Here is a 19,648-nt window from a genome sequence, read left to right as displayed (position 1 = left end):
AGCACATTAAAGCATAGCGACAGAATGAGGGGAACGTCACATTTGGAAAAGTGCGAGCCAAGGCATAAAAACGAGAGCTGGTTGGCAAAAGCGCAATAATTCAGAAGCGCGGGAGGCCGGTGGTATTGCGCAGCACCGCTTCCGGATTGTGTACAGGATTCCGTTCACCGCCACCCCGTAGAAAATGAATTACCGATGCCCGTGAACGGGTAAAGGGGGAGAAAACCGTCTCCCCTTATACAATCCCACGGTCCCGCGAAGAAATCGGTACAGAGCACTGCGCTCACCTTCGGGGCCTCAGCCTGCGGGTGCCAGGGCATCGCTGTGAGTAGGGCTGTTTCAGGATGATGTTAGCCGCCGCCCGTACTTTATCCCGGGTCACGGCGCGATGCGCCTTACCCGGGCTACCGTCCCGCATACGGCGGTGACCCTGTGGCCCCGGTAAGCGTAGCGCCAGGGCACCTAAACGCCGGCCACCAGCCCATCAATAATCACCTGCATCACCCCTTGAGAACAAGGCTCGATACGCCCGCTCACGCCGTAAACCGCAGCCAAAGATTGTGGAGTAATCACCTCGGCTGGCGCACCGTCTCCCAGCAGTTGCCCCTCTTTCAGCATCAGCACATGATCCGCATGGCGCAGGGCGATATTGATATCGTGTATCACCACCAGCGTGACGATGTTGCGTTTCTGCGTTTCTTTACGCACCAGATCCATAACGTGGAACTGATAGTTCAAATCCAGTGCGCTGAGCGGCTCATCCAGCAGGAGTAATGACGGCTGACGGATAAGCGACTGGGCCAGGCCGACGAGCTGTTTTTGCCCGCCGGAAAGCTGGTCCAGGTAGCGTAACGCCAGATGCTCAATACCTAACTGGCGCAGCAAGGACATCACTTCCGCTTCGCTATCTGAACGGACATTTCCGGCAGCGTGCCGGGCGACGATAATCGACTCCAGTACGTGCAGATGCACGCCCGCAGGCAGCGTTTGTGGTAGATAGACCACTTTTTCCGCCCGCCGGGCGAACGGCAGCGCCAGCAGGTTTTCCCCGGCCAGCGACAATTCGCCCGTTGACGGGCCAAGTCCTGCCATAGCCCGCATTAGCGTGGATTTTCCGCTGCCGTTAGGGCCGAGAAGCGCGGTAATTTTGCCGCGCGGGAGATGGGGGACATTCAGATCGCGAATGACCTGGCGTTTCGGATAACCGGCGTTGAAATGACCAAGCGCCAGCCCCGATTCCGCTAAGGTATGCAGGCTCATACGTTCCCCCGATGGCGTAAAATAATACTCAGGAAGAAAGGAACGCCCACCAGTGAGGTGACGATCCCCACCGGGATGATCGCCCCAGGCAGCAAATTTTTCGACGCCACTGAGGCGAGTGACAACACCAGGGCGCCAGTCAAGGCGCTGGCGGGGAGATAAAAGCGGTGATCCTCACCAAACACCAGGCGTGCGATATGTGGCGCGACGAGGCCGATAAAGCCGATTGGGCCAACGAAAGCCACCGACAGAGCCGATAAGATGCTGATTCGCAACAGCGTGGTCAGGCGCAGGCGACGGACGTTGATGCCAAAGCTGATAGCCCGGTCTTCGCCGAGACGCAGCGCGGTCAGCTTCCAGGCATTGAGCATGGAAAGCGGCATCACTACCGCCAGCACGACAAATAAAATCCCCACCTTTTGCCATGAGGCGCGATCGATACTGCCCATGGTCCAGAATACCAGCCCCTGCAGCGTGTCCTCATTGGCCACAAACTGCAGCATCGACACCAGGGCGTTAAAGGTAAAGACCAGCGCGATACCAAATAAAATGACTCCGGAAGTGGCGACCTGGGTCCAGCGGGTCACGCCGTCCAGCAACACGGCGGCGAGCAGGGCAAACAGAAACGCGTTTGTGGAGATAAACCACTGATCCGGAATGCCGGGAATCCCCATCCCCAGCACGATAGCCAGCGCCGCGCCGAACGCCGCCGCCGAGGAGACGCCGAGGGTAAAAGGGCTGGCGAGCGGGTTATTGAGGATAGTTTGCATCTCGGCGCCAGCCAGCCCCAGCGCAAGGCCAACCACTACCGCCATCAGCGCGTAGGGCATACGAATATCCCAGACAATGACCCGCGTTCCGGCCGCTGCGCTACCGGGGTCGGTCAGGGTTTGCCACAGGGTATGCAGCGACATGCCTGACGGCCCAAGCATGAAGTCGAGTAGCAGCGAGGCAACAATCAGCAGCAGCAATAGCAGCATCAAGACGATACGGCGACGCAGAATTCGCCGGTAGTGCGCCCTGACGCTGTCGGCACCGGCGTTCAGCGTGCCGACAGCGGGTTCAGTGGTTGAACTCATGTCGATTACTCTCCCTGTTTCCAGGAAAAGACGAACGGCAGGTCCGGCAGGGAGGTGAAGCGGCGCACGATCTCGTGATACGTCTCATCGGGATTCAGCGTGGTAAATGCCTGCGGATAGATATCTTTTGCCAGATATTCCATGCCGACGACATTCCACGGATGGTTGTAGAAATGGTGGTAAACCCCATAGGCCCGCTGCGCTTTTACCGCCGGGATATCGCTGACGCCGGTTCGTGACAGCAGCGCTTCGCCCTGGGTGTTAACCTCCTGCTGGCTGACCTGATAGCCTAAGGGCAGGACCCGGCTGTTGCCGCGTTTCGAACCGGTCATGATGTAGGCATCGGGCTTCATGCTGATAATTTTTTCCAGTGAAACGAAACCGGAGGCGCCGGGCAGGACCTGCGAACCAATATTGGTGGCGCCAACGGCTTCCACCAGTCCCCCCCAGCCGCTGTGTCCGTGAGTAAAGCAGCAGGCGTCGCTATTGCCGGCGAGCGCTTCGACGAAGACCGTGGCTTTCGGGGAGAGGGTGGCCGTTTTCTGCTCGATCGCCTGCAGGTGTTGCCGATAGAAATCGGTATAGGCTTTGGCGTTGCTCTCGCGGTTGAGCACCTGGCCTAACAGATCGATGCTGGGGGCGGTATCGCGGGCAGGATTGACCTCATAATCCACAAATAACACCGGAATATTCAGCGCGCTAAGCTTGCTGATAACCCCACTTTCGGTGAGCGCCGGCTTGGCGCGTAGCTGCGCAATCATCAGGTCGGGCTGGCGGGAGAGGACGCTTTCCAGGTCAATGTTGCCTTTGTCGCTAAAGCCCATATCGAGAATCGCCGCCGACTGCGGCCACTTCTGTTGCAACATTTTCCAGGTCGCAACATCTTGTTTTTTCGCCAGATTGTTCCAGGCTACAACGCGTTTAAACGGGTTGTCCCGGTCCAGCAGCGCCAGCGACATGAGATCTCGTCCGTCCTGCAGGATGATGCGTTGGGGTTCATGCTGGAGCGTTATCTGACGGCCATCAAGGTCGGTGACCGTGAGGGGATATTGCGTTGCGTGGCTGATAGCGGGGATCGAGATTAACCCAGTAAGAATGAGTGAACTTACTGATTTTCTTGCCATAATTTGAGTTCCGTGTGTGTGCTTATAATATAATGATTTTGATAATTATTCTCGTATAAAAATAAATGACAAGTATATGAAATAGAAATTTCATAAGTTGTAACAACTTACTGGAATTTTCTGCTGTATCCTGGATAGAGGGGTAGTGAGTCTGAAAACGGGGATAAAGAGACGTTTCTGGTTTTAAGAACTATCCCTAAAGTCATGATCGGAATATTGTGTCATGCTGTTGATGACTCATAACATTAAGCACGTTAGAGAGGATATGATGAAAAAAGCAATGATTGCGTTATCTGCGATTCTGGTAGCAGCCCCTGTTTTTGCTGCGACAACACACGCAACTGATGATACCGTCGCGGCGGCCCATGAAGGGGCGAACACGGCGAAAGAAAAACTGCACCAGGCTCAGAACGAGGGCAAGGAGCTGAAGCTGAAATCCAAACACGCAGCGCAAGGTAAAAGCGATAGCGTGGGCAGCCAGGTGAGCGAAGGCGCTCAAAAAGCCTGGAATAAGACCAAAGAAGGCACGGAGAAGGGTTGGGATAAGACCAAAGAAGGGACGGAAAAAGGCTGGAATAAAACCAAAGCCGCCACCGAAAAAGGCTGGGATAAAACGAAGCAAGGTGCTGAAGAGCTGAAAAATAAAGTCACCGAATAATCCCGGTAGCGTTGTAAAAAAAGGTCGCGAAAGCGGCCTTTTTTTGCGCCTCACTCTGCGCCATTTTCATACAGATCTCTTTGCCGGTGCGGAGACCTTTAGCCAGGCCCTGGGCGCTGCCAAATCCCAATACCAGAATTTTGTGGCTGTTGCTGGCAAATACGGTATAACCATCGGCGCGCCGGATAACGCTACGGGCTTCCGGGCAGAGTGAACAGGCGCGGGTTCAGCGTTTCGCTGCGTATTTTTTTGCATACTGACATGCTGCTGGCTGGCGGTATCGCCCTGGGCGCTACCACCGGCCAACGCCAGCGCTGACGCCAGTAAAAGCGCCAGATATTTCATATTTGGGTTCGACGCTATTCTGCGTCCATCTGATGGCGCGAGTTTATTTTTCCGTGGGTGCCTCAGGGGGCGTTACAAATCATCTGCAGGTACGCCATCATGCTTCCGCTGCGCGCGCTATCTGCCTGCTCACTGCCCGCAACATGGCGCCTGCCGGGGAAATCGGAAGGGATTTAATCAGCGGATTCAAGAGTGGCGATCGTGGAATAAAAAATCGTTATTAATCCAATAATTAAAGATTTATATTTTGATTTCGCCTTATCTATGGGTTATAGCACCACATAAATAAATTTTATTAGCAGGGTTGCGTTGGGCTTTTTTACATTCTGATGAACGCCCCATTCTGTTTGGTATTTATGGTAACTTGCTGAATAATCATTAGTAAATGAGATGGAGCGCACGCCGGAAATCAGCAATCGTGCTTGCATTAAACGCTTATCCAGATAAGTTATTGAGTCTGAGTTTATTCTTCATACTTCACATTTTGGCGGGCTGGCATCCATTTTCCAACGACCGTTTAGCTGAAGCCTGAATGAAGATTTCTTATTTCCCGGAGAACGGCATGAGTAATTTTGTGATTCCAGAAATTAAAGCCACTGAAGAAGAAATGATTGCGATCCGTCATTATTTACATGCCCATCCGGAATTAAGTCTGGAAGAGTTTAATACCAGCGAACTGGTCGCGGAAAAACTGGCGCAGTGGGGCTATGCGGTAACCCGCGAGCTGGGGAAAACCGGACTGGTGGGATCGCTAAGCAAAGGGCATTCATCACGCACGATTGGGCTGCGCGCCGATATGGACGCTCTGCCAATTGTTGAAACCACAGAATTACCCTGGGCCAGCACCGTGGCGGGAAAAATGCACGCCTGCGGCCACGACGGCCACACCACTATCCTGCTGGCGGCGGCTAAATATATAGCTTCCCCGGCCTGCCAGTTTAACGGCACGGTGCATGTGATTTTCCAGCCAGCGGAAGAGGCAATCGGCGGCGCAGACCTGATGATCAAAGACGGATTGTTTGAACGCTTCCCCTGCGATTGCGTGTTTGCGCTGCACAATATGCCTGGGCTGCCGGTCGGCAAGCTGGGCTTCTACGCCGGCAACTTTATGGCGTCGGCGGATACCGTCAAGATAACCCTTCACGGCTACGGCGGCCACGGCGCTCACCCGGACCGCGCGGTCGATCCCATTCTCGCCGGCTCGGCGCTGGTGATGGCCCTGCAAAGCATCGTCGCCCGCAACGTACCGCCGGGGGAAACCGCCGTGGTGACAGTTGGCACCTTCCAGTCAGGTATCGCCTCTAACGTGATCCCGGAAAGCGCGGTCATGGAGTTGACCGTGCGGGCGATGAAGCCGGAAGTGCGCGATCTGCTGATTAAACGGATTCACGACATCACCGAATTTACTGCCAAAAGCTACGGTGCCACCAGCGAGATTGAGGTCTACGATTCCTACCCGGTGTTGACCAATAGCGTGGAGGAGACCGCGTTCGCTAAAGCATTAGCGCTGGAAGTTTTTGGCAGCGAACAGGTGCTGGAATCCATTTCGCCGATGAACGCCAGCGAGGATTTTGCCTTTATGTTACAGGCGCGTCCGGGCTGCTATTTCCTGTTGGGTAACGGCGAGAAGGGCGATAAAGGCGGCTGCATGGTGCATAACCCTGGCTATGACTTTAACGATGACATTATTACCACCGGGGCGTCGTTTTTCGCCCGCTTAGTTGAAACACACTGCCGTTGATCTCTGGAGCTCGTAAAGAATGAAAAAATCACTACTGCTGTGGGTCGCGCTGATGGCATCCACCTCGGCGCTGGCCGCAGAACAAAAAGAAATTCGCTTTGGCGTCGACCCGACTTTTGCGCCGTTTGAATGGAAAGACCCGCAGGGCAAGCTCGCGGGTTTCGATATTGATTTAGGCAACGCCATCTGCCAGCGGCTGCAGGCGAAATGCGTGTGGGTGGAAAGCAACTTCGACGGCATTATTCCGGCGTTGAAGGCGCGTAAATTCGATGCGATTCTCTCTGGCATGTATATGACCGAGAAACGAAAAGAGCAGATTGGCTTTAGCGACAAGCTGTATAACGGCCCGGTATTCCTCGTGGCGCGTAAAAATACGCTGACCGGCAATACGCCAGAGCAACTCAAAGGCAAAACTATCGGCGTGGAACAGGGCTCGGCGCAGGAGACTTACGTCAACCAGCACTGGCGCCCGGCGGGAATTAATATCGTGGCCTATCAGGGGGCTGACAGCGTGGTGCGGGATCTGGAGTCCGGGCGTATCGATGGCGCGGTGCTCTCCGGAATGATGGCGGACTACAGCTTCCTGCAACAGCCGCAGGGTAAAGATTTCACCTTTGTTGGCGCAGGTTTGCAGGATAATAAACTGTTCGGTGCTGGTGCGGCGATTGGCCTGCGTAAAGAGGACGACGCGCTGCGTCAGGAAATTAACCACGCGATCGCTCAGATTCTCGCCGACGGAACCTATAAAAAACTGTCGGGTAAATATTTTAGCTTTGACGTCTATTCCGGGACATAATGTTGTAATGCGTCCGGCGGGCACGGATGGGCCCGCCGCAAGATTCCTTTTCTGACTCTCCACTCATTGTTCTTTCCCGCCCCTTGCGGGCTGGCGAAGGATGCAGAATATAAGCGATAAGGAGTGAACGGCATGAATACACGTCCATTGGGCAAAACCGGATTTTCCATCGCCCCGCTGGTCTTCGGCGGCAACGTGTTTGGCTGGACCTGCGATGAAAAAACCAGTTTTGCCATTCTTGATGCTTTTGTTGACCACGGCTTTGACGCCATTGATACTGCCGATGTCTACTCGCGCTGGGCGGATGGCAACCAGGGCGGTGAATCGGAAACCCTGATTGGCCGCTGGCTGCAGGCGCGTCCTGGGATGCGTGACAAGGTAAAAATCTTCACCAAAGTGGGCTCGGATTTAGGGCTACCCGGGCAAAAAGGGCTGAACAAAGCCTGGGTTCAGCAGGCCGTGGAAAACTCGCTGCGCCGTCTGAATACTGATTACATCGATCTCTATTTCGCCCACTGGCCGGACCCGGAAACTCCGGTTGCCGAGACGCTGAGCGCTTTTCACGCGCTGCAGCAGGTGGGGAAAATTCGCGCGATGGGGGCCTCTAACCTGGATGCCCAGCAGCTTTCCGCGGCGCTGGAAGTGGCGCGCAAAGAGGGGCTGCCGGCCTGGCAGGTACTGCAACCGGAATACAATCTCTATCATCGTTCCGCATTTGAGGGGGCGCTGTGCGATCTGTGCATCAGCCGGGAAATTGGTGTCGTCACTTACTACAGCCTCGCCTCCGGCTTCCTGACCGGAAAATACCGGCAACAGGCCGATCTGGCGCAAAGCCAGCGCGGCAGCGGCATCGAGAAGTACCTCAACCCGCGCGGAATGCGGATTATCGATACGCTGGAAGAGGTTGCTGCTCAGCACCATGCAAAACCTGGCGAAGTGGCGTTGGCCTGGTTGATGAGCCGGGAAGGGGTGACCGCGCCGATTGCCAGCGCCACCAGTGTGGCCCAGGTCGAGAGCTTTGCGCGTGCTGCCCAGTTGACGCTAAATGCCGCCCAACTGACGCGACTGGAGATTGCCAGCGCCTGACGGTCGCGTGCCGGAGTCGCCAGGCTCCGGCGCGATATTCAGGATGAATGGTTGGTCACATTCAGAATCTGCGCGCTGGCCCCGACCGGGAAATTGCTCAGCGCGGCAAAATCACTTCCCTGATAGCCCAAAATCTTGCCATCGGTACGCATCAGTTGCAGATCGATAAGGATCACGCCCAGCGTCGGAATGATTTTCTCGCGCCAGACGAACAGCGTCAGATCATCGGCAACCTGCACGTAGTGACAGCGATCGACATCCGCCAGACCTTTCTCCACGCCGTCCAGGCACTGCCAGGCATAGAAATTATCGTTGAGATAAATATGCTCGTAGCGTTCGGTCGGGCTGTAGGTGTACTGGTTACGCATCCCCACCAGGACGCGGGTGAACGACGGCAGCGGCCCCGGCTCGCGGTTCAGACGCGCAAAATGGAAGTGGACTTCGACTGCCGTCAGCGGCAGACCCTGCTCGACGCGGCTGAAGGCATCAAGACGTACGGCCTGCTCCGTCGGCAACTGGCCACAGACCAGAGTCGCGTTATTTTTCGTCAGGTTGCACACCACGCTGATGCTGGCGTTTTCCTTGCCAGGATCGAGAAAATCGATAAACAGGACATCGGGGCGAATGGCGGTCACGCGCCCGGAAACGGGCTGCCCGTCCCAGGTGAGAGTATGATCATCGGCCATCGTCAACTGATGACGGGCGCCGTCGGCCAAATAAAAGGTCAGGGATGTTCCGCAAGGCAGGGAGGCGACCGGCAGGACGTTGCCGTGAGGCGCAAAGCCGTCTGCGAGCGCGCCGACCTGAATAAATACGGCTTCTGAAGTCATGTGAGCTCCTTGTAGTGTAAAAAACGTTAAGCACACGCCAGCGTCGGGACTCAAAGCTGATACCCTGCGCGGCCATCAACGGCTGCCTTTTCTCACCGGCCATCGGCATGAATCACATGGTGCTTTTAGCAAACGCCTCGTCAGCCTGATTGATGGCCTTCACCCGCTGCGGATAGTGAGCGGCGAGTTCATGGGGTTCTCCCGGTTCATTGTTTCCTCCTGCGATCCTGTTTGGGCAGCAGAAAAGCCTGCGCTTGTCGGGAGCGTTAAGCGCCGGTGAAATGACTTGTGTAATATTTATCAGGTATAGAGGAGTCGCTAAAAAAGACTATCGTTCTAAAGGACGAGAACAGTGCTGAAAAGGGTGAGAATGTGAACCGGGTGGCGTCAAAACATAAAATTAATAACTTTTGTTTATGTTTTAATGTTATGTCGATAACACAACAGTATGTGAAATAATAATATTTTAAATAACAGCTAGTTGAATTATTTTTTGTAACCAGTATCACATTGTTAATATATTAATGATTGTGTTACTTAAATGTGAAATGTATGCTTCCTCTATCGTTGGTCATCCGCGTTTAACGCACTTTCACCTCGACGGGAGGAGATCATGTCTGCTTTATTAAAAGCCAGTCGTAATGATGCGATAATTGCCCGTTGTTTACAGACTATTTCACAATTAATTCCCCTGTCGTCGGCGGTGTTTTATCGGGTCAATCATCGTTTAAAACCAGAACACTATATTTTGCATAATATTTCCGCGAATACGCACCAGCAATATCTGGAGTGTTTTCAGCCGTTAGATCCGCTGCTGCCGTGCCGCTTTAGCCATCAGACCATCACCATGGCGGCGATGACACCAGGCATCTGTGATCGCCACCGTCTTTATTATCATGAGTTTATGTTGCCGAATAATGTTCGCGACATGACCGAAGTTTTTATTCGCCGCGACCGACGAATTATTGCCGGTATCTCCTTAATGCGCGACGTCGCCTTCTCCAGCGAGGAGCGTCTGCGCGCCCAGGCGGTGCTGCCGCTGGTGGAGCTGGCAATTCACGATTGTCTTCTGGAAGAGGGTGACCTGCCGGCGATGCTGACGGCGAAAGAGCGTGAAATTGTCGGCATGGTCCGCGAAGGGGCCAGTAATAAGCTGATTGCCCGTCAGTTGGATATTTCTCTTTCCACGGTGAAAACCCACTTACGCAATATTTTTGCTAAAACCGAAGTGGTCAATCGTACCGAGCTTGTTTCCCGAACCTGGATGCCATCCGCTCAGCGCACGCTGCATCTGTAATCTGACGCATCGCATCGCATCGCATCGCATCGTATCGCACGCCGCCGACCGCGGCGCTTTCCTGCGACCTGACGGTATGACGCCCTGGACTGCTGCCCGAGGGGAGACTTTTTTTGACTGGAGCACGCACCACGATGTCGAGTATGCCTGTTGCTGAAAAGCCTTTATCCCAGCCGCCCTGGCGGGTTGTCACCTCCGCCTTCTGGCGGCCATCGTCATTTTCGCTGCCTCTTCTCATCACTTCTCGGTCATCGTCTGCGCCATCCACTGACCAATCGCCTGATGCATCATATTCATAACGCTTAACAGCAGCATCCGCTGGTATTTTTCGAGGCGCAGATAGCGGCGCAATGGCGGCATTTTGCAGACGACTTCGCTGGCAGCCCACGGTTCAATACAGCAACGCCAGCGCTGGTCATCGATGGTTAAGGAGAAGCGGCGGTAGTCCAGTTCGCTCAATGTCTGCTGTAAACGTGGAAAACAGTTAAGGTAACGGGCGAGGTCGGCGGCCGATTTTGTCGCCCGGAAAGTCACCGGCTGTCGTTTAAGCCAACCGGATTGATGGGCGCGAATTTTACCTTGAGCGGACCGGGTGGCCGGCCCCTCGACGACAAATTCGCAACTGTGAATACTGGCCATAAACAGCCGTTTCTGGCGAATGCTGAAGGTGACATCGGTGGTGGCGTTCAGGTGCAGCACCGCACTCCGCTCGCTGAGCTTTTCGCTGTCCCAGCCAGCTAAATCACGTTGCACCGTATTCATCAGCGGCGTACTAAATGAGAGGACGGAGGGCATCTGGCGTCATCTCCCCTGGGTTCTGTTTCTCATAGTTACCCATCGCGCGTTCCACCACCTCTTCAACCGGAACCGGACGGAACGGGTTGACTCGCTGCACGCACACGGTCCAGAAGAGCGCATAGGCGGCGGTCAGGCCGAGCATGATGCCGAACGGCACCAGCACGTCGCGGCTGTCCATCCCCGGCGGGGTGATATTGATGATGGCGATAATAATCCCGACGCTGGAGATAATCTGCGGCAACGGGAACCACGGCGAGCGGTAGGCGCGGGGCAAGTCCGGACGACGAATACGCAACATCACCACCGAGAAGGTCACCAGCAGATAGGCGACGCCCCACGCGCAGACGGCAGCGAGGATCAGCGGCACGATACGATCGATATTGCCGTTCAGATACCAGGCGTGCAGGCAGGGAATTGCCACGCCAATGGCAATGGCGATAACCGGTGTCTTGAAACGCGGGTGCAGCCAGGTCAGGAAGCGCGGGAGCGCACCATCCAGCGCCATGCCGTAGATGATCCGCGGTACGGCGGCCATCAAGGTATTAATGGTCGCGCAGCCCGCCAGCAGCAGACCAACGCCCAACCAGTACTGGCCCGCGAGGCCCATGACCCGTTCGGCGAAGGCTGGAATGGCCATCGGCGTATCCAGCAGACGGACGTTGTTGGTGGCGTCCAACACCACGTTCTCGACCTGACGGTTAATGGCCGCGCCATAGATGAACATACAGCTTGCGACGCCCAGCAGGCCGAGCGCCATGGCGCGAGGAATGGTCCGGTGCGCCTGTTTAATTTCCGGGGCCATCGGGGTGACCAGTTCGCAACCGACGAACATAAACATCGCCATGCCGATATAGCCGAACAGACCCGAGAGATCGCTGACGTTAAGCGGTGTACCGAACCAGCCGGAGAGATGAGTCACCGGCGCCATAAAAATCCCGCACAGGCCGAAGATGGTCAGCGTGCTCCACATCCCGAAGGTCAGTACGACTTCGACCTTACCGAAGATCTCGACGCCAATAGCGTTCAGCAGGCCGAACACCACCACCATCGCGACGCCGACCATCCAGGTATTCTGGGTGGCGGCCATCTGGCTGCTGATGGACTCGAAGTTCACCAGCGCCATCACCCCGGCCAGAATGGTTTCCGCAGTGCCGGCAAAAATATGCACGATCAGATAGGCGCACAGCGCGCCGGTAATGGCGAAAAAGCGCCCCATGCCGCAGGCGATATAGTCATAGACTGAGCCGGTGGTCGGGATCAGCGTCGCCGCTTCAGCAAAGGTGGTGACCTGGGCCTGCATCATGATAAACGCCAGCAGCACCGCCAGTGCGAAGGTATCGCCGCCCATGCCGAAACCGCTGGTCACGGTCAGGATCACCGGGCTGGCCATAATCAGCCCGACGGAGCTGGCGAGGGTAGTAGGAAAGCCGACGACGCCGCGTTCGAGATGGCTGGCGAGTCTTTTACTGAACATAGTCAACCTCTGCACAAGATAGGTAAGGGCAGGGAGTGGCTGGAAGTGAATAGCCATTCCGGATAGTCATAATTTAGGTTGGCATCCGGCTCAATGAATATCGTTCTGAAGGTGGAGAACGGCAGTTGAATCTGTGACGAAGTGCATGAATACAATCCCCGCCGCCGGGCTGCGGGGATTGTCTGCGTTTGTTAGCGGTTTTCGACATTCGCCAGGTAGTGTTTGACGAAGCGCGGTGTCAGGATTTTCCACTCCACTTCGGTGCCCTGTTGTACAAACCAACTGTCGCCCGGGGCGAAGCGCTGTGGCCTGCCGCCCGAGACGGTCAGCTCAACTTCACCTTCCAGTACGGTGGCGTGTTCGGTAAACGGATAGGTCATGGTGAAACTCCCCTGAGTAGACGAAAACAGACCGCAGGTAAAGGCGTCCTGCGGTTCGCCATAAACCATGGCGCCCGCCACCTGCGGATCGCCTTCGGTTGGCGTGGCGCCCAGCAGGCTGACGCTGCCGATAGGCTGCAGTTCAGGAACCGGTTGATCGAGTTTAAATGCTTGCATGATGTTCTCCAGGTTAACTCCGGCCTTTCCAGTAACCGGCGGTTTGGTGCATGAGTTTTCCGGCGGTGACCAGCAGCAGACGCAGGCTGTCACGACCGTGGATTGTGGCGTGGGGAATGCTGCTCATCAGGCGAAAACGATCTGAGCCGCCGTTAATCCCTTCGGCGAGAATTTTGCACACGATATGCGAGGGGGTAACGCCAAACCCGGAATAACCCTGAACGTAAAAGACGTTATTGCGATCGCGCAGGGTGCCGATTTGCGGGAACAGGTTCGCGCTACAGGCCATCGGGCCGCCCCAGGCGAAGTCGATTTTGACATCCTTAAGATAGGGGAACACTTCCGCCAACAGCGTCCGGTTCCAGGCGGCGAAATCGTTCGGCGTATATTCAAGGAAACGCGTGGCGCTGCCGAACAGCAGACGGTTTTCCCGGGTAATGCGGTAGTAGTTGATAACCGGGCGAATATCGCTGAAAGCGCCGCGCAGTGGGCTGATACGTTCGATCAACTCATCGGAAAGGGGTTCCGTTGAGATCTGATAAGAGTAGGTCACCAGCGTCTTGTTATAGATTTCCGGCTCCAAATTGTTGAGGAAGCTGTCGCAGGCCCACAGCAGTTTCGTCGCCTTCACGCTGCCCATCGCCGTGCGAACCCGCACCTCTTTGCCGTAATTCACCTCAACGACCGGAGAGGATTCGAAAATTTTTACCCCTAATGAGTGTGCCGCTTTTGCCGAACCCAGTAGCATATTCAGAGAGTGGATCTGCCCGCCACCCATATGCTTGAGCGCGCCGCAGTAGACGTCGGAGCCCACTATTTGCTGCACATCGCTGCCGGTATAGAGCGCGATATCTTCATCCGGGGTGGCCGCCTTAAACTCTTTTTCCCACTGGCGTAACGTCTTCAACTGACGCTGGTTATAGGCCAGATAGCCGTAGCCCGGAACAAAGTCGGCATCGATATGATATTTCTTAATCCGTTCGCGAATGATTCCGGCGCCAAGGTTCGAGATCTTAAACAGCGTCTCCAGCCCCTCTTTGCCCACGTGTTTTTTCACCGCTTCGATGTCGTGACCAATGCCGGCCATGACCTGGCCGCCGTTGCGCCCGGTGCCGCCGTAGCCTAAATGACGAGCTTCGAGCACGACCACGTTGGTGATGCCCTGTTCCGCCAGCTCCAGCGCGGTATTGATACCGGAAAAGCCGCCGCCAATAATCACCACGTCGGCGGCAATATCATCCTGCAGCGCCGGAAAATGCAGCTGGTATTTTTTGGTGGCACCGTAGTAGTTCAGTGCATCGATTTTGATATTCATAGCATTACCCTGTCTGTCTCGCCTGGCTAAGGCCAACATCACAGCATGGTGGCGGTGGGCTGAATATCGTCCGAAAGAATGACGTTCTTTAGAACGATAGGCAACCTGCTTCGGGCGTGATGTGATGGGGAACATTTCCTGAAAAAACGGGTGCCACCAATGAGCGACGTGACTTTACTTGCTGAAGTAGCAGCTTTTTTACGCCAACCGCACGGGCAGTTTATTGCCGGAGAGGCTGTGCCCGGCAACGGACAGACGCTGGCGGTGATCAATCCTGCTACCGGCAAAGTGATTGCCAGGGTTACAGCTGCAGATGTCGGGCAGGCAGATCGGGCAATGGCCAGCGCCAGCCTGGCGTTTGACTCCTGGCGCGCGATGCCGACGCTGCAGCGCGGCACGCTGCTGCTCAGGCTGGCCGATCTTCTGGCCAGTCATCGTGAGGAGCTGGCGCAGCTGGAGAGCCTGTGTTCCGGTAAAACCATCGGCCTGGCGCGAATGCTTGAACTGGATCAGTCGGTGGCATTCCTGCGCTACTTTGCCGGCTGGGCTGGCAAGGTGACCGGCGAAACGCTGGATGTCTCGCTCCCGTCAATAGCGGGAGAGCGGTACACGGCCTTTACCCGTCGTCAGCCGGTCGGCGTGGTGGTCGGGATCGTGCCGTGGAACTTCTCGATAATGATCGCCATCTGGAAGCTGGCGGCAGCGCTGGTATGCGGCTGCACCATCGTGATGAAGCCGAGCGAGTATACGCCGCTGACGCTGCTGCGGGTTGCGGAGCTGGCGAAACAGGCGGGGATCCCGGACGGGGTGATTAACGTGGTGAACGGCGCGGGTGGTGATATCGCCCAGCGGTTGATCGCCCACCCGGCCTGCGCGAAGGTCAGCTTCACCGGTTCGGTGGCGACCGGTGAGAAAGTCCGGCAAGTGGCGACCGGCGCCGGAAAACGCGTCACCCTCGAACTGGGGGGAAAAAATGCCGCGCTGTTTCTTGACGATCTTACCCCTGAAGCGATGGCAGACGGCATTATCGAAGCGGGTTATCTGAATCAGGGGCAAATCTGCGCCGCCGCCGAGCGTTTTTATCTGCCGCAGGGCAAGCTGGATACGGTGCTGGAAATACTCAAGCAGCGCCTGTCTGCGCTGCGTCCCGGCTCGCCGCTGGATGAGCAGACGCTGATGGGGCCGCTGGCCAATCGGGTGCAGTTTGAGAAAGTGCTGCAACTGATTGAGAAGGCGCGGGAAGAAGGGGATACCATCGTGTGCGGCGGCGAAGTGTTGTCTGGTGCCGGCTATTTTGTCCTACCGACGGCGGTGAAGGTGCGGAGCGAAAACAGCACGCTGATGCAGGAAGAGACCTTCGGTCCGGTGTGCAGTTTTATCGGCTACCAAAGCGAAGAGGAGGCGCTGTCCCGTATTAACGCTTCGCCGTTTGGTCTGGCCGCCAGCGTCTGGTCGGAGAATATCCGCAAGGCGCTGCGCTATTCCGACACCATTAACGCCGGAATTGTCTGGGTGAATATGCATACCTTCCTCGATCCGGCGGTGCCGTTTGGCGGTATGAAAGGATCGGGGATTGGCCGCGAGTTCGGCAGCGCCTTTATTGATGATTACACCGAACTGAAATCGGTGATGGTGCGCTATTAGTCCGGCGTAATCGGCCGGGATTGTTCGCAACTCACCCCCATGTCGGGCCGCGCGCTGCACAGTAGGCGGCCCGCTGATTTGCCGTATCCCCTTCGCCTGATAGCATCTGCTATCGCGCAATCAACGCATCTGCAACTTGAAGTCGGGCGAGCAGAAGTGTTAAAAGGTGCCCCTCCATAAAAACTCACAGGGGAAAGACGTGAAAGACGCGTCAACGCAGTCAGATGCCACAGCGGAGAGCGGCCCGACGCTTCATCGCGGTTTACAGAACCGACATATTCAGCTCATCGCCCTCGGCGGCGCTATCGGTACCGGCCTGTTTCTTGGTATCGGACCGGCGATTCAGATGGCCGGGCCGGCCGTCCTGATCGGCTATGCCGTCGCCGGGATCGTCGCTTTTCTGATCATGCGCCAGCTTGGCGAAATGGTGGTCGAAGAGCCCGTATCCGGCTCTTTTGCCCACTTCGCGTATAAATACTGGGGCCCGTTTGCCGGTTTTCTCTCCGGCTGGAACTACTGGGTAATGTTTGTGCTGGTGGGGATGGCTGAGCTGACCGCCGCCGGCATCTATATGCAGTACTGGCTGCCGGATGTGCCGACCTGGGTCTGGGCGGCGGCCTTCTTTATCATCATCAATGCCGTAAACCTCGTTAACGTTCGCCTGTATGGCGAGGCGGAGTTCTGGTTTGCCTTAATTAAAGTGCTGGCGATTATCGGCATGATTGGCTTTGGCCTGTGGATGCTGTTTGGTGGTCACGGCGGCAGCAAAGCCGGATTTGACAACCTGTGGCGCCATGGCGGCTTCTTCGCCACCGGCTGGCATGGTTTGGTGATGTCTCTGGCGGTGATTATGTTCTCCTTCGGCGGCCTGGAGCTGATTGGTATTACCGCTGCTGAAGCGCAACATCCGGAAAAGAGCATCCCAAAGGCGGTAAACCAGGTGGTGTACCGTATTCTGCTGTTTTACATCGGTTCGCTGGTGGTGCTGCTGGCGCTCTATCCGTGGGTGGAAATCAAGTCTGATAGCAGCCCTTTTGTGATGATTTTTCATCATCTTGACAGTAATGTGGTGGCTTCTGCACTGAATTTCGTCATTCTGGTGGCATCGCTGTCGGTCTACAACAGTGGTGTTTACTCCAACAGTCGCATGCTGTTCGGTCTGTCGGTCCAGGGCAATGCGCCGACGTTTCTGGCCCGCGTCAGCAAACGCGGCGTGCCGGTCAATTCGCTGATCCTCTCCGGGGTGATTACCTCGCTGGTGGTGCTGCTGAACTATCTGCTGCCGCAGAAAGCGCTGGGTTTGCTGATGGCGCTGGTGGTGGCGACGCTGCTGCTGAACTGGATCATGATCTGCATGGCGCATCTGAAGTTCCGCGCGGCCCTGCGTCGAAAAGGGCGGGAGCCGAAGTTCAAAGCGCTGCTGGCGCCGGGCGGCAACTACCTCTGTATTGCCTTCCTCGCGCTGATTCTGCTGCTAATGTGTACCATCGACGGCATGCGCCTGTCGGCTATTCTGCTGCCGGTATGGATCCTGTTCCTGTTTATTGTCTTTAAGCTGTTGCGCCGTCCGGCGTAATGCCTCCTTGCCCCGGCCTTCGCCGGGGCGATCTGCCTCTTATTGTAATCGATTACTTTTTGAAGGCGGACAAAATGGTATCAACAATGGAAGGGCGTGAAAGCGTTGGCGTGCAGCACCCGTTTCTGGTGCCGCGCCTGGCGTTAATGATGTTTATGCAGTTCTTTATCTGGGGAAGCGGGTCGGGATGGTGGCGTGGTTTGTACGCTATGCCTTCTTTGCCCTCGGGGTGAGCGAAGAGGGGCGCTTCCTGCTTTATCTCGGCATCCTGCTGCACGGCGTGTGCTACGACTTCTTTTTTGTCGTCGGCTTTATCTATACCGGCCGCGTGGCGGGAGAGAAGGTCAAAGGCCAGGCGCAAAGCATGATCGTCATGTTTACTTACGGTATCGGGATGCTGTTGGGATCGCACATTTCCGGCGCGCTGTATAACCAACGGGTGGCCGGGCAGACCGGTGGGTCAGGAGCCTGCGCAGCGGTTGTGGATTGGCCGGCGCACGCAGCCAAATCAACTGCTCAGCGATGACCCGAGCCTGATGCTGCCGGACATCGCCGCCAGCGCCCACTTCCCAGGCGGGCATAACGAGGGGTGGCCGAACGCCTTCAAGAATATGATGTTGAGCTTTTATCAGGCGGTACGCACCGGGAAGATTCAGGAAGCCGACGAGCGACGCTTCGCTTCCTTCTATGAAGGGGCGGATGTGATGTATATCATTGACGCGATTTTGCAAAGCCATCGGCAGCAGCGCCGGGTCAGCGTCAGGCGATAGCCGACTGGGGTGCGCCACGTCGGTGGCGCACCAGGGCTTATTTCACGCCGAGATACCCGTCGAGATAAGCGGCGGAAAGCTCGTTGCCGAACAGTACCGCATCCTTATTCTCCATATCATTATTCCAGGTATCGCTGGCATTACCGGTAAAGGTGTGTTGTGAGCGGGTACCCTTCAACGCCTGTTGTTTAATGGCATCGGCATTGCGTCGGGCATCGCTTTCACTGACGCCAGCGATCTGGTCCTGTTTGCCGCGGTTGTACATCCCGGTGAAGGTCGGCAGATTTAAGCGATAATTTTCCTGACGGTTTACCGCAAAATTACCGCCGACAAAATCAGAGCGATGGGTGACAAAATAGTACGCATGGCGCTCTGGCGATGATTTTGAGGCGGTGCAGCCAGTGAGGGCGGCGAGAGAACAGCCGAGGACAAGCAGTGCGACTCGAATCTTCATTGATGACATCATCCCTAACTAATTGATAATAAAATTTATAATTTTCGGCGTCTGAGCGCGGTGTTTATTTGACCCGCAAAATCATCGCGCTTAACTCCTGGGGAAAATAGCCCTGATAATTGATAGTTTTCCACGGCGAAGGTCAGGAGCGCCAGCGGGCGCGTGCTCCCGCAGCCCAGCGACGGTCCGTTTATGGTAGCCTGCGCATTCTCCCCCTTAATCCCAGGAAGTGCCTCCTTTATGTCAATTCAGAAAATCGCCCGTCTGGCGGGTGTCTCAGTGGCAACCGTATCGCGGGTGCTGAATAACAGCGATACCGTCAAAGCGAAGAACCGCGAACGTGTGCTGCAGGCGATTAAAGAGAGCAACTATCAGCCTAACCTGCTGGCCCGCCAGCTGCGGACGGCGCGGAGCTACATGATTCTGGCGATGGTGTCGAATATTGCGAACCCGTTTTGTGCGGAAGTGGTGAAGGGGATCGAAGAGGAGGCGGAAAAGCACGGCTACCGTATTTTACTGTGTAATTCCGGATCCGATCTGGCGCGCTCAACTTCCGGGCTGAGACTGCTGTCGGGGAAAATGGTTGACGGGATTATTACAATGAACGCACTCTCCAGCCTGCCGGAACTGACGAGGATGATCGGCGATGCGCCGTGGGTGCAGTGCGCCGAGTATGCCGATACCTGCAATATCTCCTGCGTCGGCATTAACGATATCGATGCCGCGCAGGGGGCGGTGTCTCGGCTGGTGGCGAGCGGTCATCGGCGCATTGCGCTGATTAACCACGATCTGAGCTATCGCTACGCTCGCCTGCGTGAACGCGGCTATAAAAACGTGCTCCATG

General features: G+C 56.0%; 18 protein-coding genes and 2 pseudogenes. 11 read left to right on the top strand and 9 right to left on the bottom strand.

From position 1 onward, the window contains the following. Positions 1–462: 462 nt before the first annotated feature. The 3 genes from ACZAHD_RS11530 to ACZAHD_RS11520 form a co-directional block, all read right to left on the bottom strand. Positions 463–1,260: an ABC transporter ATP-binding protein gene (locus tag ACZAHD_RS11530; protein WP_462456888.1), complete on the bottom strand. Its 798-nt coding sequence runs from the start codon at positions 1,258–1,260 to the stop codon at positions 463–465. After that, entirely contained in the window at positions 1,257–2,240 is a 984-nt protein-coding gene (locus ACZAHD_RS11525) for a FecCD family ABC transporter permease (protein ID WP_462456896.1), read from the bottom strand. Before ACZAHD_RS11525 ends, ACZAHD_RS11530 begins: the two co-directional genes overlap by 4 nt. A 104-nt stretch (positions 2,241–2,344) precedes the next feature. Further along, on the bottom strand, positions 2,345–3,463 hold the full coding sequence (locus ACZAHD_RS11520) for an ABC transporter substrate-binding protein (RefSeq protein ID WP_462456887.1): 1,119 nt from the start codon (positions 3,461–3,463) through the stop codon (positions 2,345–2,347). Positions 3,464–3,731: 268 nt separating this feature from the next. On the opposite strand from ACZAHD_RS11520, the gene ACZAHD_RS11515 reads away from it, so the two are divergent. The 4 genes from ACZAHD_RS11515 (at position 3,732) to ACZAHD_RS11500 (ending at position 8,089) form a co-directional block, all read left to right on the top strand. Further along, positions 3,732–4,121 carry a hypothetical protein gene (locus ACZAHD_RS11515; RefSeq protein WP_462456895.1) on the top strand — a complete coding sequence of 130 codons (390 nt, stop codon included), beginning with the start codon at positions 3,732–3,734 and terminating at the stop codon, positions 4,119–4,121. 907 nt (positions 4,122–5,028) lie between these two features. Further along, positions 5,029–6,207: a M20 aminoacylase family protein gene (locus ACZAHD_RS11510; protein WP_462456886.1), complete on the top strand. Its 1,179-nt coding sequence runs from the start codon at positions 5,029–5,031 to the stop codon at positions 6,205–6,207. A 19-nt stretch (positions 6,208–6,226) separates the two neighbouring features. Next, a complete protein-coding gene (locus tag ACZAHD_RS11505; protein ID WP_462456885.1) occupies positions 6,227–7,003 on the top strand; it encodes an ABC transporter substrate-binding protein in 777 nt (258 codons plus the stop codon). A gap of 132 nt (positions 7,004–7,135) precedes the next feature. Then, the gene (locus ACZAHD_RS11500; protein ID WP_462456884.1) at positions 7,136–8,089 is read left to right on the top strand and encodes an aldo/keto reductase; all 954 of its coding nucleotides are present in this window, start codon (positions 7,136–7,138) and stop codon (positions 8,087–8,089) included. Between the two features lie 38 nt (positions 8,090–8,127). Here the strand turns inward: ACZAHD_RS11500 and ACZAHD_RS11495 are convergent, their stop codons facing one another. Then, the gene (locus tag ACZAHD_RS11495; RefSeq protein ID WP_462456883.1) at positions 8,128–8,919 is read right to left on the bottom strand and encodes a MoaF C-terminal domain-containing protein; all 792 of its coding nucleotides are present in this window, start codon (positions 8,917–8,919) and stop codon (positions 8,128–8,130) included. A gap of 613 nt (positions 8,920–9,532) precedes the next feature. Between ACZAHD_RS11495 and ACZAHD_RS11490 the strand changes: the two genes are divergently transcribed. Further along, positions 9,533–10,216: a response regulator transcription factor gene (locus ACZAHD_RS11490; RefSeq protein WP_462456882.1), complete on the top strand. Its 684-nt coding sequence runs from the start codon at positions 9,533–9,535 to the stop codon at positions 10,214–10,216. A 237-nt stretch (positions 10,217–10,453) separates the two neighbouring features. Here the strand turns inward: ACZAHD_RS11490 and ACZAHD_RS11485 are convergent, their stop codons facing one another. From ACZAHD_RS11485 to ACZAHD_RS11470, 4 genes are all read right to left on the bottom strand, one after another. Next, positions 10,454–11,011: a DUF3156 family protein gene (locus ACZAHD_RS11485; RefSeq protein WP_462456881.1), complete on the bottom strand. Its 558-nt coding sequence runs from the start codon at positions 11,009–11,011 to the stop codon at positions 10,454–10,456. Further along, entirely contained in the window at positions 10,989–12,488 is a 1,500-nt protein-coding gene (locus ACZAHD_RS11480) for an APC family permease (protein WP_462456880.1), read from the bottom strand. The genes ACZAHD_RS11485 and ACZAHD_RS11480 overlap by 23 nt, the downstream gene beginning before the upstream one ends. Before the next feature lie 191 nt (positions 12,489–12,679). After that, positions 12,680–13,045 carry a cupin domain-containing protein gene (locus tag ACZAHD_RS11475; RefSeq protein ID WP_462456879.1) on the bottom strand — a complete coding sequence of 122 codons (366 nt, stop codon included), beginning with the start codon at positions 13,043–13,045 and terminating at the stop codon, positions 12,680–12,682. 13 nt (positions 13,046–13,058) lie between these two features. After that, entirely contained in the window at positions 13,059–14,360 is a 1,302-nt protein-coding gene (locus tag ACZAHD_RS11470; protein WP_462456878.1) for an NAD(P)/FAD-dependent oxidoreductase, read from the bottom strand. 159 nt (positions 14,361–14,519) lie between these two features. On the opposite strand from ACZAHD_RS11470, the gene ACZAHD_RS11465 reads away from it, so the two are divergent. The 5 genes and pseudogenes from ACZAHD_RS11465 to ACZAHD_RS11445 all read left to right on the top strand — a co-directional run. Continuing rightward, positions 14,520–16,004, top strand: coding sequence for an aldehyde dehydrogenase family protein (locus ACZAHD_RS11465; protein ID WP_462456877.1), 1,485 nt, complete (start codon positions 14,520–14,522; stop codon positions 16,002–16,004). 199 nt (positions 16,005–16,203) lie between these two features. Next, on the top strand, positions 16,204–17,580 hold the full coding sequence (gene pheP / locus ACZAHD_RS11460; RefSeq protein WP_462456876.1) for a phenylalanine transporter: 1,377 nt from the start codon (positions 16,204–16,206) through the stop codon (positions 17,578–17,580). A 74-nt stretch (positions 17,581–17,654) separates the two neighbouring features. Next, entirely contained in the window at positions 17,655–17,813 is a 159-nt protein-coding gene (locus ACZAHD_RS11455; protein WP_462456875.1) for a hypothetical protein, read from the top strand. Next, positions 17,762–18,106 (top strand): annotated as a pseudogene (locus tag ACZAHD_RS11450) (MFS transporter); the annotation flags it as partial. The gene ACZAHD_RS11455 and the pseudogene ACZAHD_RS11450, both read left to right, overlap by 52 nt. Continuing rightward, a pseudogene (locus ACZAHD_RS11445) lies at positions 18,042–18,350 on the top strand (gfo/Idh/MocA family oxidoreductase); the annotation flags it as partial. The pseudogenes ACZAHD_RS11450 and ACZAHD_RS11445, both read left to right, overlap by 65 nt. Positions 18,351–18,387: 37 nt before the next feature. Here the strand turns inward: ACZAHD_RS11445 and ACZAHD_RS11440 are convergent. Further along, positions 18,388–18,804 carry an Exc2 family lipoprotein gene (locus ACZAHD_RS11440; protein ID WP_462456874.1) on the bottom strand — a complete coding sequence of 139 codons (417 nt, stop codon included), beginning with the start codon at positions 18,802–18,804 and terminating at the stop codon, positions 18,388–18,390. A gap of 240 nt (positions 18,805–19,044) precedes the next feature. On the opposite strand from ACZAHD_RS11440, the gene ACZAHD_RS11435 reads away from it, so the two are divergent. Next, the coding region (locus ACZAHD_RS11435) for a LacI family DNA-binding transcriptional regulator (protein WP_462456873.1) at positions 19,045–19,648 on the top strand (604 nt) is incomplete at its 3' end.

Source organism: Raoultella sp. (genome assembly GCF_039594335.1).
Taxonomy (GTDB): Bacteria; Pseudomonadota; Gammaproteobacteria; order Enterobacterales; family Enterobacteriaceae; genus Klebsiella.
This window is presented reverse-complemented; position numbering and strand designations above follow the sequence as displayed.

Excerpts from the sequence above, each read along its gene's own strand:
- ACZAHD_RS11530 (WP_462456888.1), bottom strand. The coding sequence starts at position 1,260 with ATGAGCCTGCATACCTTAGCGGAATCGGGGCTGGCGCTTGGTCATTTC.
- ACZAHD_RS11525 (WP_462456896.1), bottom strand. The coding sequence starts at position 2,240 with ATGCTGCTATTGCTGCTGCTGATTGTTGCCTCGCTGCTACTCGACTTC.
- ACZAHD_RS11520 (WP_462456887.1), bottom strand. The coding sequence starts at position 3,463 with ATGGCAAGAAAATCAGTAAGTTCACTCATTCTTACTGGGTTAATCTCG.
- ACZAHD_RS11515 (WP_462456895.1), top strand. The coding sequence starts at position 3,732 with ATGAAAAAAGCAATGATTGCGTTATCTGCGATTCTGGTAGCAGCCCCT.
- ACZAHD_RS11510 (WP_462456886.1), top strand. The coding sequence starts at position 5,029 with ATGAGTAATTTTGTGATTCCAGAAATTAAAGCCACTGAAGAAGAAATG.
- ACZAHD_RS11505 (WP_462456885.1), top strand. The coding sequence starts at position 6,227 with ATGAAAAAATCACTACTGCTGTGGGTCGCGCTGATGGCATCCACCTCG.
- ACZAHD_RS11500 (WP_462456884.1), top strand. The coding sequence starts at position 7,136 with ATGAATACACGTCCATTGGGCAAAACCGGATTTTCCATCGCCCCGCTG.
- ACZAHD_RS11495 (WP_462456883.1), bottom strand. The coding sequence starts at position 8,919 with ATGACTTCAGAAGCCGTATTTATTCAGGTCGGCGCGCTCGCAGACGGC.
- ACZAHD_RS11490 (WP_462456882.1), top strand. The coding sequence starts at position 9,533 with ATGTCTGCTTTATTAAAAGCCAGTCGTAATGATGCGATAATTGCCCGT.
- ACZAHD_RS11485 (WP_462456881.1), bottom strand. The coding sequence starts at position 11,011 with ATGCCCTCCGTCCTCTCATTTAGTACGCCGCTGATGAATACGGTGCAA.
- ACZAHD_RS11480 (WP_462456880.1), bottom strand. The coding sequence starts at position 12,488 with ATGTTCAGTAAAAGACTCGCCAGCCATCTCGAACGCGGCGTCGTCGGC.
- ACZAHD_RS11475 (WP_462456879.1), bottom strand. The coding sequence starts at position 13,045 with ATGCAAGCATTTAAACTCGATCAACCGGTTCCTGAACTGCAGCCTATC.
- ACZAHD_RS11470 (WP_462456878.1), bottom strand. The coding sequence starts at position 14,360 with ATGAATATCAAAATCGATGCACTGAACTACTACGGTGCCACCAAAAAA.
- ACZAHD_RS11465 (WP_462456877.1), top strand. The coding sequence starts at position 14,520 with ATGAGCGACGTGACTTTACTTGCTGAAGTAGCAGCTTTTTTACGCCAA.
- ACZAHD_RS11455 (WP_462456875.1), top strand. The coding sequence starts at position 17,655 with ATGGTATCAACAATGGAAGGGCGTGAAAGCGTTGGCGTGCAGCACCCG.
- ACZAHD_RS11440 (WP_462456874.1), bottom strand. The coding sequence starts at position 18,804 with ATGAAGATTCGAGTCGCACTGCTTGTCCTCGGCTGTTCTCTCGCCGCC.